Consider the following 14,252-nt stretch of genomic DNA (forward strand, 5'->3'; position numbering starts at 1 on the left):
AGCGCAATCACAGCGCAATCACACTGAACCACACCAAAGGAAGCACCGACACCATGACCACAGGCTATCTCTACGTGCTGCACGGCCGCCGCGGCAAGATCCCCGAGTCGAACCTCGAACTGCTCGCCGGGTTCATCGCTGACGAGGGCCAGCTCGGCCGCATCTCGTTCCTCGAGGGCGACGAGCAGACCCTGGAGGACGGTATCACCGACCTGCAGTCGCAGCCCGGAGTCGACCATCTGGTCATCGTGCCGGTGCTCCTGTATTCGGCCACGCACATGCGCTGGGACATCCCGGAGCGATCGGCCAAGGTGCTCGATCCGGCGATCAAGGTCACGGTGACCGAGCCGCTGGCCGAGACGGAAGCGGTCGAACGCCATCTGGAACGCACGCTCGGCGCAGCCGTGCAGGCGTTCCCGAACCGCCGCGTGCTGCTCATCGCACACGGCACACCGCACTTCCCTGAGCCGTTCGAGCAGTTGCAGGCGCTCGCCGCGCGCGTAGGGAAGGCGATCGGCGTCGAGATCGTGCCCACGAATCATGTGGGCCACCCGAAGATCGAGGAGACGCTGGTGGACGAGCACGGCCCGTTCATCGTCGAGCGCCTGTTCCTGACGGACGGGCGTCTCGCCGCCAAGATGAAGGCGCGCGTCCAGGCGATTGAATCAGGCGATGTCTTCCTGCCCACGCTGGAGGACGACCCGGTCATCATCAACGCAATCCGCGAACGGCTTGTCCAAAGAACACAAGCGGCGATAGAATTGCCTCACTAGGCAGCAATGGAGAAGTATTAGGGAAGTAGTCGAATATGTACGAAGACGTGGACTTCCTACAACAATCAAGTCAATATTATTTCATTGATTACATACCATACGATACCAATGATCCATCCTTCCTAGAGCTGGAAGAATATTTTGAGAATACATATATTGGCTTATTCGCGGAAAAGATTTCTCGCATACTGCTCAAAATAATGTACTACAAATCTTGCCAAGTCTATTTGACAAGGCCTGAAAATCCTACGGCAGATTACGAATACGATAAGGACATAAGATCTTATCCACCACAAAAAATGGATTCAGTCATCAAAAAAGTCATCATTGATGATTTCGCATCACTTCAAGTGATGCTCGATTCACCACGAGTACTCATCAGTGTCTGCGGCGGTTTCTCCGTAACGATTTACGGCCTCAAGAAAGAAATGGACCTATTTAAGGTATGCAATCAGTTGGCAATCCAAGAAGGCCTTTTCCTCAAATATGGCACTGACAGCAATACGAAATAGGCCTTCGTCCGCCCACAGGCAGTAAGCCGACACGCTTCCGCCCGCACTTCGGCGCGTTCAGCCCATCCGTACGATGCGCGCGCCGAGCGCCTCGACGATGTCGTGGTGGTGGGTGGAGATGAGGACCGTCTTGCCGGCCTCGACGTAGGCCTTGAGGACGCGGACGACCAGCGCGGTGTTCTCCGTGTCAAGCCCGTCGGTCGGCTCGTCGAGCACCATGAGATCGGGGTTCATCGACATCACGCAGGCGACGGCGACGCGCTTCTTCTCCCCGCCGGACAGGCGGTAGGGTGCGCGGTCGACGAATCGTTCCAAGTCGAACAGTCTGACGATGTCCGCGACGCGGCGCTCGACCTCCGCATCCGGCAGGCCCATCTGCATGGGGCCGAACGCGATCTCCTCCCCCACCGACGGGCAGAACAGCTGCGTGTCGGAGTTCTGGAACACGAAGCCGATGCGCTGATGCAGCGCCTTGGCGAACCGGCTGTTGCGGCGTTCGACCTCGGCGCGCGTGACAAGCGTGCCACCGAAGCGGTATTCGCCGGAGTCGGGGAATTCGAGCGCGTTGATGATGCGCATCACCGTGGTCTTGCCGATGCCGTTGGGCCCGAGCAGCGCGACGCATTCGCCGCGATTGACCGTCAGGTTGAAGTCGTCGAGGACGGCGTGACAGCCGGTTTCGGCGCCTGTGTCGGCGCCCATACCGACGGCCGCATCGCCCGCATCCGCATCACGATATGCGAAGCCGATGTGCGCCAACTCAACCAACGGATCCCCGTCAAACATCATTCCTCCAATTCGGCGTTCCGCGTTTACACTACTTCCACTCTTTCACTCCCCCAGTCAGCTTCGCTGACAGCCTCCTCGTCTGAGGGGGCCAAGGGAGCGTGCCCCCTGCTCGCCGTCGATCGTGACAACGCCCCTCATCTGAGGCCAAATACGCGTGCTCCAGTCCGGCCGACAGAGGAGTAAGGCATGCCTACCCGCAGTAGACGGCGAACGCGATCATCGCCGCGATGACGAGTACGTAGACCGCGTTGGGCACGGTGACGAGCCGGTCGCGGCGCACGCGGTATCGCCCGTCGAATCCACGACAGGTCATCGCCTCGGCCATCTGCCTCGCCTGCGTGTTGGCGCGCAGGAACAGCGCACCCATCACACGGCCAGCGGACATGAGCTTGTGCGAGTCACAGCCGACACTACGTAATCTCAGCGCGTCGAGCAGGGAGACCATCGACCGGCCGAGGATGTCGATGAACTGCACGGTCACGTCGCACACATAGATCACCGAATCGGGGCAACCGACGCCCTTGAGCCCGGCGATCAGACGATTCCACGGCACCGTGCGGGCGAGCGCGATCACCAGCGACACGGCGACGAACGCCTTGACGACGAGGCGCACGGGCGCGCTGTACTGGCCGATGAGCACGCTCGGCGCGGACAGGACGAAGCTCAACACGCACACCGCGAGCGTGGGTTTGACGATCGCGACGATCATGCGTGCGGGGCGCATCGCCAGCATGACGAGCACGACGGCGAGCATCACGTACGCGAACAGCATGTTGCGCGTCGCGTTAACGCACACGATCGCGGCCGGCACGCCGATGATGCGCAGCGACGGCGAGACCGCGCACAGCGCCCGGTCGACCGGGCTGTGCGTGACCGGCAGCGGGGCGCCGACCTGTTCCAGCATCCCGCCGAGATGCGCGAGGTTGTGTTCGATGAACGACGAGCGGTCATCGACCGGCTCGTACCGCTCCGACTTCCCCAGCCACGCAGGGAGCGCACCCATCTCACCGACGCCGGTCATCGCGCCCCGCATATTCTCCCGTCATCCGCCGTATCACGCCGTTTTCGCGGTCCGATGGTCACGCACCACGAGCGCGAGCAGACGGAAGACGATGACCATGACGGCGATGCCGATCACGGCGGACAGGATGTAGCCGGCAATGTCCGGCAGGCCGGCGAGCGAGTAGTCGGGCAACAGGGCGTTCCACGTGAAACCATGCGCGATGTACTGGGGCACGTAATCGAGCCCGGTCGCGGCCATGAAGTCCTCGGCGCCCCACTCGCCCCATGCGTCGCCGGTGGCGATCAGTCCCAGCGGGGAGAGCAACGCGACGACGCCGAGGGCGATCCACGCGGAACGTCGCAGACCGGAATGCGCGGCGGCCTCACCGGCCACCGACGCACCCGAACCGGACTCGCCAGCCGTCACACGTGCGTTGGCCTCGATGATCTCCGGCGCGGTGCGGCGCACGAACTCGACGACGACCACCGTCACCAGGCCTTCGACCACGCCTGCGACCGCGAGATGCGGGATGAGCATCGCGGGAACCGTCACGGCGAAGGAGAAGGGGAAGTAGAGCGCCTGACCGGCGGCGTCGCGGAACAGGAGCGGCTGCACGCCGAGTTCGAGTGCGACGCACAGCGCGGCGAGCGTGATGCCGATGTAGCCGGCGATGAACTCGGCCACGCGTTCCCTCCAGCCGTCGGGCAGAACCTTGCGCAGTCCGACGTACAGGCCGTAGGCGACGAACGGCAGGACGAACGCCATGTTGAAGCAGTTGGCGCCGAGCGTGATGAGCCCGCCGTCGCCGAACAGCAGTGCCTGCAGCAACAGGGCGACCGACACGGCGACCGTCGCGTACTGGGGTCCGAGCAGCAGGGCGATCAGCGCGCCGCCGACGCCATGCGCGGTGGTGCCGCCGGGGGTCGGCACGTTGAACATCATGATGAGGAACGAGAACGCGGCGCCCGCACCGAGGTACGCCATCTTCTCCGGGGTGCTGTTGCGGATCACGTAACGGAAGCACAGCACCCAGATCGGGATCATGATCACCCAGAACACCGCACCGGTGGACGGCGAGATGAAGTTGTCGGGAATGTGCATCGCCAACGTGACGGATTGCGGGTCGTATAACATGCCAGCCTCTCTCTTGTCCATATCGTGGACATCGCCGATGGGGGACGCCACCGCACGGCCGGGAAGGCATCCGGCCTTGCGTCGTTGGAAACGTAATATCACATGCGTGATGCGTCATGTAAACGACAACCCCACACAGGTTGCAAACATTGGCAACACGCCGATTACAAGCGTTTCACAGTCACGCCAAAATCGCGATTCACCGTACTTTTCCCGAAGGTTTTTCCGGGTTCCCCATCATGCGCTCGTTACATAACGACGCATCGAGGCCCCTAGACTGAGTGTCCGAACAGCGGACGCCCGGCATGACGATCACGGCAACGTGAGCCCACAGAGCATCTCGTCACACCGCGCGAACCGCACCACGGCACTCGCGATAAGGAGGGCGGATGATCGCCAAGGAGATCACCGGCAACATCATCAGCCAGCACTACGACGACGGCAAACTCGAGGTGCCGGTCGCCTTCGACTGGTTCGAGACGGACAAGAAGCGCATGATGAAGGTCGCCGAGGACGGCACCGAAATCGGCGTGATGGTCGGCCAGACCATCAAGGACGGCGACGTGCTCGCCGAAACCGCCGACAAACGTTACTTCGCGCGCATCCGCACCGCGCAGCTCATCGAGATCCCGGTCGACTCGATGAAGGAGATGGGCCGACTGTGCTTCGAGCTGGGCAACCGTCACCTGAGCCTCAAAGTGGAGGACGACCGCGTGCTCGTACCGTACGACCACCCGACGATGGAGTACACGAAGAAGATCGGCTACGAACCGCACATCATCGAAGGCGGATTCGACGGATTCCTCATCGTCAAGGCGCACGCGGGCACCGGTACGATCATCCCCGGCACCAACAAGACCACGGGCGACGTAGCCGAGGAGGAGCAGGAGGCCGAGGCGGACGCCACATTCGCCGGCGAATACGAGCTCAACGGCGTGCTGCATCGCCCGGACGGCTCGCACAGCCACGACGGCGGCCACACCTGGCACACGCACTGAGCCACGTCCGCACCTTCCATCCCGATCATCCCGATCACCCTGATCCGAGGCACTCCAGATGACCATGAAAAACGCCGACATCGCGGCGCTCAACGACGCGCAGGCGCGGCACCTCGCCATGCTGCAGGTGTGCGACAGCGTGTTCCCGGTGGGCGCGTTCGCGCTGTCCAACGGCATGGAGACGTTCGTGCAACGCGATTTCCTGCGTCGCGGCGCCGATTTCGAGCAGTACATGCGCGACTATCTGGCCGTCGCCCCGTACAAGGAGATCGGGCAGATGGTCCTCGCCGGCAAGTACGGCACCGACCGCCGACTGTCCGCCGCCGGTCTGGAACGCAAGATCGTCGCGCTGGACGAGCTCGCGTCGGCCCTGCAGTCGGCGCGCGAGATCCGCGAGGGCAGCGAGCGCATGTGCACCCGCCTGCTCAAGCTCGTCCGGCAGATGGACGACGCCCGCGAGACGCAGAACGCCCCGCGGGACGCCCAAGACGGCGAGATCATCGCCGTGCACGAGCATCGCACCGAACGCCACCGTCTGGAGGGAGCGACCGACGCGCTGTACGGGTCGCCGAAGCTCGACCTGTACGCGCGGCTCATCGCGTCCGGCCGATGCCGCGGCGTCCACGCGATCGCGATGGGCCTGTACGCGGCCGACCATGCGGCCGGCGTGCGCGAGGCCGCGGTCACCTACGGCTATTCGCTGCTGAGCGCCCTGACGATGTGCGCAGCGAAGGCGATCCCCCTGAGCCAGTACGTCGGCCAGGTCGCCCTGCACGACTCGTTCCCGCGCCTCATCCGCGCCGTGGACATCGCCCTGACCCTGAAGCCCGAAGACCTCGGCATCTCCGGCGCCTACATCGACATAGCCGCCATGCAACACGAAACCCTCTACTCCCGCCTCTACATGAGTTGACCCTTACCCCTACTCCCCTACGTAGGACATACATCCTACGCACCAATTCTGCGCAAACGAGGTGTGGGCCGCGATATGCGATGCACGACCGTAGGCTTGGCCGAACGGCCTTGAGTGTGTCGTGCATCGTATATCGCGGCCCATACCGGACACCAGCCAACCACCAAAGGAGAAACCAATGTCCTACGTACGCATCGGCATCGCCGGGCCCGTCGGTTCCGGCAAGACCGCCCTCATCGAGCGTCTCACCCGCAAGATGGCCGACGAATACAGCATCTGCGTCGTCACGAACGACATCTACACGAAGGAGGACGCCGAGTTCCTCATCGAGCACAGCCGTCTGGCCCCCGACCGCATCGTCGGCGTCGAGACCGGCGGATGCCCGCACACCGCGATCCGCGAGGACTGCTCGATGAACCTCGAGGCGTGCGAGGAGATGGCGCGCACGCATCCGGACGTGCAGATCATGTTCGTCGAGTCGGGCGGCGACAACCTGTCCGCCACGTTCAGCCCGGATCTGGCCGACGCGACGATCTATGTGATCGCGACGGACGAGGGCGACAAGATCCCGCGCAAGGGCGGCCCGGGCGTCACCCGCTCCGACCTGCTGGTGATCAACAAGGCCGATCTGGCGCCGCTGGTGCACGCCGATCTGGACGTGATGGCCCGCGATTCGGAGAAGATGCGCAACGGCCGTCCGTATATCTTCACCGACCTGATGGGCGGCGCTGGCGTCGACGACGTGATCGCGTGGATCAAGAAGAACGTCCTGTTCGAAGGCGTGTGATTCGGGAGTTCACTTATGGGCAGCAGCACTTTCCGTCTAGCCACCGCGTTCCGTCATGGTCGCACGAAGATCGACGACGTGTATTTCGAGGCGCCGTTCAAGCTGATGACGCCGTTCACGAACGGCCGTCACTCCGATTTCATCGTGATGCTCGCCTCCCCCGGCTTCCTGAAGGGCGATGAGGCGCATATCGAGATCGATTTCGGCCCCGGCACCGATTCGACGATCAGGACGCAGAGCTATGAGAAGGTGCTGGACACGGCCGACGGATCGGCGTCGCGCACGATCGAATTGACAGCGCGGGGTGACGCGAAGGCCGTGTTCCTGCCGTTCCCGGTGATCCCGTTCCGCGGGAGTACGTTCTCGAATCTGACGACCGCGCACGTCTCGCCCGAGTCGACGTTCGTGTACGCGGATGTGGTGACGTGCGGCCGTGTCGGCATGGACGAGCGGTGGGCGATGAAGCGGTTCACGAACCGCATGCGCGTGTATGTGGGCGATCGGCTGGCGTTCGCGGATCGCATGCTGCTTGAACCGGATGCGTTCGACTACACGGGCATCGGCATGTGGCGCGAGTTCACCCACTGCGGCGTACTGTACGCGCATCTGCCGGAAACGCACGGCGAGGACGGCACGGCAAGTGCCGGCGGCGCCGACGCCGAGGCAACGCGGATCGCGGCCGAGGACGCCCTGATCGACCGCATCCGCTCGCACGCGGACGCGGTCGGCCTCACCGGCGAGCTGGGCGTGAGCCGCGCGGTGAACGGCGTGTGCGTGCGTCTGCTCACCACGCGCGGCGACGACGCCTTCGGCTTCATCAGGGACGTCGCCGACATGGTGGTTGAGGGATGACGGTCGCTGGATAATACCTCGATGAGAGATATGTCACAATCATAGCGTTTTTCAGCTGACTTTCAGAGTTCCCCTATTTTCCCTCCAGATCGCGATAGGTATCGTGACACCGGCGGAACGCGTAACGGCTCACGCAGTACCCTGCGGCACGCGTTCCACAGAGCTTCGCCATGACGTATCCGGCATGCCCGGCAAGGCGTTTGTATCACATGCACGAAGGGGATCATCATGAAGGCAACCATCACGAAAACGGCCATCGCCGTGGTCGCGGGACTGGCCATCGCGGCCGATGCGTTCCTGCTGTTCGTCAAACCGCATCTGGCCCAGCAAGGGGCCTCCAGCGCGCTGACAGGCACGGCTTCGTCGGGGAACGGCTCGTCAGCCGGCTCCAACGGTTCGTCTGACTCCGGTGACTCGTCATCCTCCGCATCGTCCGGCGAACTCCAGGACGGCACGTACACATCCGTCGCGTCGCCGAACGCGTACGGTGAGATCCAGCTGCAGGTCACCGTCAAGGGCGGCAAAATCACCGACATCGCGACGGTCAAGATGCCGACTCACGGACGCTCGCAGTCGGTGAACGCGCAGGCGATCCCCGAGTTGACGGACCGGGCGATCAGCGCGCAAAGCGCCGAGATCCAGTTCGTTTCGGGCGCGACCGAGACCTCCACGGCGTTCGTCAACTCGCTGCAGGACGCCATCAACCAGTCGATCAACGCCGGCAAGTGATGACGAGATCTCTCCCGAGCCCGATCATCCGGGCGCGCGTCATCCACGCGATGACCATCCCGTTCACCATCCAGCTCGTCGACGGCCGCGAGGCCGCCACGGAACGACTCGACGCGCTGCTCGACAACGTCACCCCGCGCATCGCCGCATTCCTCGCCGACGTCGAGCCGACGTTCTCCCCGTTCCGCGACGACTCGCAGGTCGCGGCGGCGAGGCGCGGCGATTGGTCGGCACTGCTGCATCCCGGCCCACTCGACGGGCGACCAGGCACCACCGCGTTCGCCGAGATCTACGCCCTCGCACAGCAGGCCAAGGCCCTGACCGACGGGCATTTCGACCCGATGCACGCGGGCGTCTACGATCCGACCGGCATCGTCAAGGGATGGGCCGTGGAGGAGGCGCACCGCCGATTCCTGAAGCCGCTGCTCGACACGGAGGCTTGCGAGGCCGCGGCGATCGGCGGAGGCGGCGACATCCAGACCGGCGTGCGCGCCGACAGCGATTTCGTCTGGCGCATCGGCGTCGCCGACCCGTTCGACACGACCAACCCAGCCACCCTGCGCACGATCACCCTGCGCAATGGCGGCATCGCCACGTCGGGCACGTCCGCGCGCGGCGAGCACATCACGCGACGCACGCACGATCTCGCGCAAGCCACCGTCATCGACGATCGCCTCGCATTCGCGGACATGTGGGCGACGGCCGCGATCAGCGCCGGCGAGCGCGACTTCCGGGCGATGATCACCCGCAACGACGTCGCCCGTACGACGCTTTCCGCGGTGCTCGTGCGCGCGGACGGAACGGTCGCCGAGATCACGCCCGCAACCGACGCCAAAACCAAGAACATCAAGGACCGATCATGAAATTCCTCACCTCGCATATCGCCCTCGCATGGGCCACGGTGCTGTTCATCGTGCCGCTGCCGTTCCTCGCGACGCTGGCCGCGGGCTATCCGGCGCTGTACGCCGATACGCTGTTCGGCGCCCAGATCGGCGTCGTCGCGTACACGTGGATGCTGGCGGCCGTGTATCTCGCGTGCCGTCCGCGCTGGGTGGACCGCACGGTCGGCCTGCCACATATGTACATGATCCACGGCGTGCTGGCGATTCTGGCGATCGTCCTCGCGTTCGTGCACCAGTCGCTGCTGCCGGGTGCGGGCGCGCTGATCAGCCTGACCGGGCATACGGGGCTGTATCTGTTCATCGCGGTGGCGGTGTGGTCGCTGGTGTTCATGGCCGGGTGGCTGACGTCGCGCGTCGCATGGCTCGCCAAGGTCAAGCGCGCGCTGGAGCGGCTGTTCCGGCATGAGATGAGCGTGTGGCTGCACCGGCTCAATCTGGTGGCGATCGCGCTGATCGTCATCCATGTGCATGTGATCGACTACATCGCGTCGAACCGCCCGTTCCTGTTCCTCTTCGACGCGGCGACGATCGCGGTGTTCGCGTATTACGTATGGAGTTCGGTGAGCCGTCGCGCGTTCGCATTGCGCGGTCGCGTGGCGTCGGTGCGCCAGATCGCGCCGCGCGTGACCGAGCTGCGCATCGCGATCGATGATTCCGGACGTGCGGCAGCGTCCGGGACGCGTCCCTCGATCCGTTGGAATCCGGGCGATTTCGCGTTCATCGCGTTCCCCGGTGTACGCGGCATGCACGAGCTGCACCCGTTCTCGCTGACCAACTCGTATGCGGGCGATGGACGGGAAACATCCCGTCAGGCCCCGGTCATGTCGTTCGCGATTCGCGCGGACGGCGACTTCACCGCGAAGATCGCCTCGCTCAAGCCGGGCGAGCGCGTGCGCGTCGTGCCGCCGTACGGCCGTTACGCCGAGTTCATCAGGGAGCATGACGCGCAGTCGCCCGCGCAATCCCCCACCCCGCTGGTGCTGATCGCCGGCGGCATCGGCGTCACCCCGCTGATCGGCGTGCTCACCGCGTACGCGGGTGCGGCGGGAACCGGCGCGGACACGGCCCCGAACGCCTCCACCCCGCGCATCGTCGACTTCCTGTACACCGCGCGATCGGAGCGTGATTTCATCTACCGCGACGAGCTGGAGCGTTTCGGCGCCTCGTCGCCGAACACGCGCGTGCGGCTGTCGACCGGCCGCGCGGACGAGGCGTTGATCGCGCCGATGATCCGTCCGGGCGCGATCTACCTGATCGCCGGCCCGATGCCGATGATGGACGCGGTGCGCGAGATCCTCGCCAAGCACGGCGTCGCATCAACCGACATCTACTACGAGCCCTTCGCGATGTGAGACGCAGAGCAACTTTCAGAACAGGAAGTAGCGCTGGGTGAGCGGCAGCTCGTACGCGGGATCGGAGTGGACGAGCTCGCCGTCGACCGTCACCTGGAACGTCTCCGGGTTGACCTGGATGTCGGCGAGCGTGTCGTTGAACTTCAGGTCCTTCTTGCCGATCGTGCGGCATCCGCGCACCGGCAGCACCTGACGCGCCAGGCCGAGCTTGCCCTTGATGTCGTCGTCGACCGCGGCCTGCGAGACGAACGTCGCGCAGGAGCTCGACAGCGCACGGCCCAGCGCGCCGAACATGTCGCGGTAGTAGACCGGCTCCGGGGTCGGGATCGAGGCGTTCGCGTCGCCCATGCGCGAGTAGGCGATCGTGCCGCCCTTGATGACCATCTCCGGCTTCGCGCCGAACATCGACGGCTGCCAGAGCACGAGATCGGCCATCTTGCCGACCTCGATCGAGCCCACGTAGTCGGCGATGCCGTGCGTGATGGCCGGGTTGATCGTGAACTTCGACACGTAGCGCTTGACGCGGAAGTTATCGTTGCGGTTGTTGTCGTGCTCGTCCTCGGGCAGGGGACCGCGCTGCTTCTTCATCTTGTCGGCGGTCTGGATCGTGCGGGTGATGACCTCGCCGACACGGCCCATGGCCTGCGAGTCGGAGCTCATCATCGAGATGATGCCGAGATCGTGAAGCACGTCCTCCGCGCCGATCGTCTCGGGGCGGATGCGCGAGTCGGCGAAGGAGATGTCCTCCGGCACGTTGCGATCGAGGTGGTGGCAGACCATCATCATGTCGAGATGCTCGTCGATCGTGTTGCGCGTGTACGGCATCGTCGGGTTCGTGGAGCTCGGCAGCACGTTCGGGAAGCCGGCCGCGCGGATGATGTCCGGGGCGTGGCCGCCGCCGGCGCCCTCGGTGTGGTAGGTGTGGATCGCGCGGCCCTTGAACGCGGCGATCGTGTCCTCCACGCAGCCGCCCTCGTTGAGCGTGTCGGTGTGGATCGCGACCTGCACGTCCATGTCGTCGGCGACGCCGAGGCAGGTGTCGATGACGGCAGGCGTGGAACCCCAGTCCTCGTGGATCTTCAATCCCGCGGCGCCGGCGCGGATCTGCTCGCGCAGCGGCTCGGGGCTGGAGTCGTTGCCCTTGCCGAGGTAGGCGATGTTGACCGGCAGCGCCTCGGCCGCCTCGATCATGCGGGCCAGGTGGAACGCGCCCGGGTTGCAGGTGGTCGCGTTGGTGCCGTCGGCCGGGCCGGTGCCGCCGCCGACCATCGTGGTGACGCCGCCCGCGAGCGCGGTGCGGATCTGCTGCGGGGAGATGAAGTGGATGTGCGTGTCGAGGCCGCCCGCGGTGACGATCAGGCCCTCGCCGGCGATCGCCTCGGTGCCCGAGCCGACTTCGAGGCCGGGGGTGACGCCGCTCATCGTCTGTGGGTTGCCAGCCTTGCCGATCGCGCTGATCTTGCCGTTTTTCAGGCCGATGTCGGCCTTGTAGATGCCGGTCCAGTCGACGATCAGCGCGTTGGTGATGACGGTGTCGGGCGATTCGGCGTCGAGTTGGACGCTCGACTGGCCCATGCCGTCGCGGAACGATTTGCCGCCGCCGAATTTCAGTTCGTCGCCGTAATGCGTGTAGTCCTTCTCGACTTCGATGACGAGGCTGGTGTCGCCGAGGCGGACGCGGTCTCCGGTGGTCGGGCCGAACATGCCCGCGTAGTCCTTGCGTGTGATGGTCTTGCTCATGATGTGTGTCCCGTTCCTGCCGATCGATTGCCTATCGAATCACGTCTCAGATGCCGAGGAAGCCCTGGTCGTGGGCCTTCCTGAACGCGGCCTCGCGCACCTGCGGGTCGTCGAGCTGGCCTTCGACGAGCGCGCTGAAGCCGTGGATCTCGCGCGTGCCGCCGATGTCGATCAGGCGCACGCGATGGGCCTCGCCCGGCTCGAAGCGCACGGCGGTGCCGGCGGCGATGTCGAGTCGCTTGCCGTAGGCGGCCTTGCGGTCGAACTTCAGGTACTTGTTGACTTCGAAGAAGTGGAAGTGCGAGCCGATCTGGATCGGGCGGTCGGCGGTGTTGACGACGTCGAGTTCGATGGCGTCCTTGCCGTCGTTCAGGGTCAGGTCGTCGTCCGCGAGCAGGTATTCGCCGGGGACGAGCTTCTCGGTCGATTCGATCGGGTTGTGGATGGACACGAGCTTGGTGCCGTCGGGGAACGTGGCCTCGACCTCGACGACCTCGAGCATCTCGGCGACGCCGTCCATCACGTCCTCGGGCTTCAGCAGCGTGCGACCGTAGGACATGAGCTCGGCGACGGTCGCGCCCTCGCGAGCGCGTTCGACGCATTCGGAGGAGATCAGCGCGATCGCCTCGACGTAGTTGAGTTTCACCCCCCGCGACTTGCGGTCCTTGGCGAGCTGCCCCGCCAAATACAGCATGAGTTTGTCGGTCTCCCGTGGTGTCAGTCTCATCAAGGCCCCCATCGTCCGTATGGTCGTTGCGTGCGTCTCACGAATCGGGCACATTCTACGGCCGCCACAACAACGGCATGTTTCCGAATCTCACGGTAGCGCGACAATGAACACGAACGGGCGGTTCCTGCCTGCGTAGCTGAACGCCCCCGTCATGGCCGCGCCGGAATCAACCGACGGGTCAAACGCCAGTCCACGCGATTTCGACGCCGCTTCGTTCGCGTCATCCGCCCGCTCCCCGTCCGCTTGTCCACGGAGATGCCGCAGCATGGCCTGTTCCGCAGGCGTCAGGACGTTCGCGGGGCTGGGATTTCCCTCGTAATCGCACTGGCCGTCGCTGTGCGCGCGGATGCGCAAAATCCCCTTCCTCTCCCGGTCATCGATGACGGTCACCGTCCCGCCGTCGGGCAGCATCGCCGCGACGCGCCGGGCGACGACCTGACGCGACACCAGCACGCCGCCACGGGATCTGCGGTCGTCATATATCTCCGCGAGACTTTCAGCGGTGATGCCATCCGTGAAGAAACGCCGCAGATACGAGTCAGGCAGCAGCGCATGAGACGCGAACAGACCACAGGCATCCTCCTCGAATTGCCTGTCCGCGGACAACGTGCTGATGCCGATCAACCGGGACGCCAGATCGTACTCGGTCTGCTGCAGCAGATGGCCGATCTCATGCAGCAACGTGAAGTTGCTGTGCCCGGCGAACGTCTTTTTGTCCTTGTGGATGCGGATCAACGCCCGCTGTTCGCCAATGGGCGGTTTGAACAGACCCGACAGATGGGAGACGGTCTCCGCGATGCCCGCTCGATCCGCGATCCGGCTGTCGGCGGAGCCTCCTGTAGAGAACGCATCGGAGAAATCACTCACGAATTCGAATGCCGCCTCGTTGGACCAATGGTTGACCAATTGGTCCAACGAGGTCAGACAGTCGTCGACGAACGACGGATGCCTCCGGACGGCGGCTGCGAGCATGCCGTTCAGCTGCTGCGCCAACGCGGCCTTATAGCGTGGATCACGCTTGTCCATATCAGCTTCGCC

General features: G+C 64.6%; 15 protein-coding genes. 9 read left to right on the forward strand and 6 right to left on the reverse strand.

The genetic code is table 11. The features are described 5' to 3' along the window. Positions 1-53: 53 nt before the first annotated feature. Together CSQ85_RS07700 and CSQ85_RS07705 are read left to right on the forward strand one after the other, a co-directional pair. The gene (locus CSQ85_RS07700; RefSeq protein ID WP_150383579.1) at positions 54-773 is read left to right on the forward strand and encodes a sirohydrochlorin chelatase; all 720 of its coding nucleotides are present in this window, start codon (positions 54-56) and stop codon (positions 771-773) included. A gap of 35 nt (positions 774-808) precedes the next feature. Beyond that, on the forward strand, positions 809-1,285 hold the full coding sequence (locus CSQ85_RS07705; RefSeq protein WP_150383580.1) for a hypothetical protein: 477 nt from the start codon (positions 809-811) through the stop codon (positions 1,283-1,285). Between the two features lie 57 nt (positions 1,286-1,342). Here CSQ85_RS07705 and CSQ85_RS07710 read toward each other — a convergent pair whose 3' ends face one another. From CSQ85_RS07710 to cbiM, 3 genes are all read right to left on the reverse strand, one after another. Continuing rightward, positions 1,343-2,074, reverse strand: a complete 732-nt coding sequence (locus CSQ85_RS07710) for an energy-coupling factor ABC transporter ATP-binding protein (RefSeq protein ID WP_150383581.1) — start codon at positions 2,072-2,074, stop codon at positions 1,343-1,345. Positions 2,075-2,264: 190 nt separating this feature from the next. Then, positions 2,265-3,107, reverse strand: a complete 843-nt coding sequence (locus CSQ85_RS07715) for an energy-coupling factor transporter transmembrane component T (protein WP_150383582.1) — start codon at positions 3,105-3,107, stop codon at positions 2,265-2,267. A 21-nt stretch (positions 3,108-3,128) separates the two neighbouring features. Further along, complete coding sequence (cbiM, locus tag CSQ85_RS07720) at positions 3,129-4,232, reverse strand: cobalt transporter CbiM (RefSeq protein ID WP_223846902.1); 1,104 nt, start codon at positions 4,230-4,232, stop codon at positions 3,129-3,131. Positions 4,233-4,600: 368 nt separating this feature from the next. Here cbiM and CSQ85_RS07725 point away from each other — a divergent pair, with 368 nt between their 5' ends. From CSQ85_RS07725 to CSQ85_RS07755, 7 genes are all read left to right on the forward strand, one after another. Further along, a complete protein-coding gene (locus tag CSQ85_RS07725; protein ID WP_150383583.1) occupies positions 4,601-5,209 on the forward strand; it encodes an urease accessory protein UreE in 609 nt (202 codons plus the stop codon). A 58-nt stretch (positions 5,210-5,267) separates the two neighbouring features. Further along, positions 5,268-6,122, forward strand: a complete 855-nt coding sequence (locus tag CSQ85_RS07730) for an urease accessory protein UreF (RefSeq protein WP_223846903.1) — start codon at positions 5,268-5,270, stop codon at positions 6,120-6,122. A 178-nt stretch (positions 6,123-6,300) separates the two neighbouring features. Then, on the forward strand, positions 6,301-6,909 hold the full coding sequence (ureG, locus tag CSQ85_RS07735) for an urease accessory protein UreG (protein WP_107042125.1): 609 nt from the start codon (positions 6,301-6,303) through the stop codon (positions 6,907-6,909). 15 nt (positions 6,910-6,924) lie between these two features. After that, positions 6,925-7,761, forward strand: coding sequence for an urease accessory protein UreD (locus tag CSQ85_RS07740; protein WP_150383584.1), 837 nt, complete (start codon positions 6,925-6,927; stop codon positions 7,759-7,761). 228 nt (positions 7,762-7,989) lie between these two features. Next, positions 7,990-8,490: an FMN-binding protein gene (locus CSQ85_RS07745; protein WP_150383585.1), complete on the forward strand. Its 501-nt coding sequence runs from the start codon at positions 7,990-7,992 to the stop codon at positions 8,488-8,490. Further along, complete coding sequence (locus tag CSQ85_RS07750; protein ID WP_150383586.1) at positions 8,490-9,353, forward strand: FAD:protein FMN transferase; 864 nt, start codon at positions 8,490-8,492, stop codon at positions 9,351-9,353. Before CSQ85_RS07745 ends, CSQ85_RS07750 begins: the two co-directional genes overlap by 1 nt. Then, positions 9,350-10,744 carry a hypothetical protein gene (locus CSQ85_RS07755; protein ID WP_150383587.1) on the forward strand — a complete coding sequence of 465 codons (1,395 nt, stop codon included), beginning with the start codon at positions 9,350-9,352 and terminating at the stop codon, positions 10,742-10,744. Before CSQ85_RS07750 ends, CSQ85_RS07755 begins: the two co-directional genes overlap by 4 nt. Before the next feature lie 15 nt (positions 10,745-10,759). Here the strand turns inward: CSQ85_RS07755 and ureC are convergent, their stop codons facing one another. The 3 genes from ureC to CSQ85_RS07770 all read right to left on the reverse strand — a co-directional run bounded on the left by ureC (position 10,760) and on the right by CSQ85_RS07770 (position 14,240). After that, entirely contained in the window at positions 10,760-12,484 is a 1,725-nt protein-coding gene (gene ureC / locus CSQ85_RS07760; RefSeq protein ID WP_107042120.1) for an urease subunit alpha, read from the reverse strand. Between the two features lie 46 nt (positions 12,485-12,530). After that, positions 12,531-13,211, reverse strand: a complete 681-nt coding sequence (gene ureA / locus CSQ85_RS07765; protein ID WP_150383588.1) for an urease subunit gamma — start codon at positions 13,209-13,211, stop codon at positions 12,531-12,533. A 90-nt stretch (positions 13,212-13,301) separates the two neighbouring features. Then, on the reverse strand, positions 13,302-14,240 hold the full coding sequence (locus CSQ85_RS07770) for an ImmA/IrrE family metallo-endopeptidase (protein WP_150383589.1): 939 nt from the start codon (positions 14,238-14,240) through the stop codon (positions 13,302-13,304). Between the last annotated feature and the right edge of the window lie 12 nt (positions 14,241-14,252).

Source organism: Bifidobacterium rousetti, assembly GCF_008698235.1.
Taxonomy (GTDB): Bacteria; Actinomycetota; Actinomycetes; order Actinomycetales; family Bifidobacteriaceae; genus Bifidobacterium; species Bifidobacterium rousetti.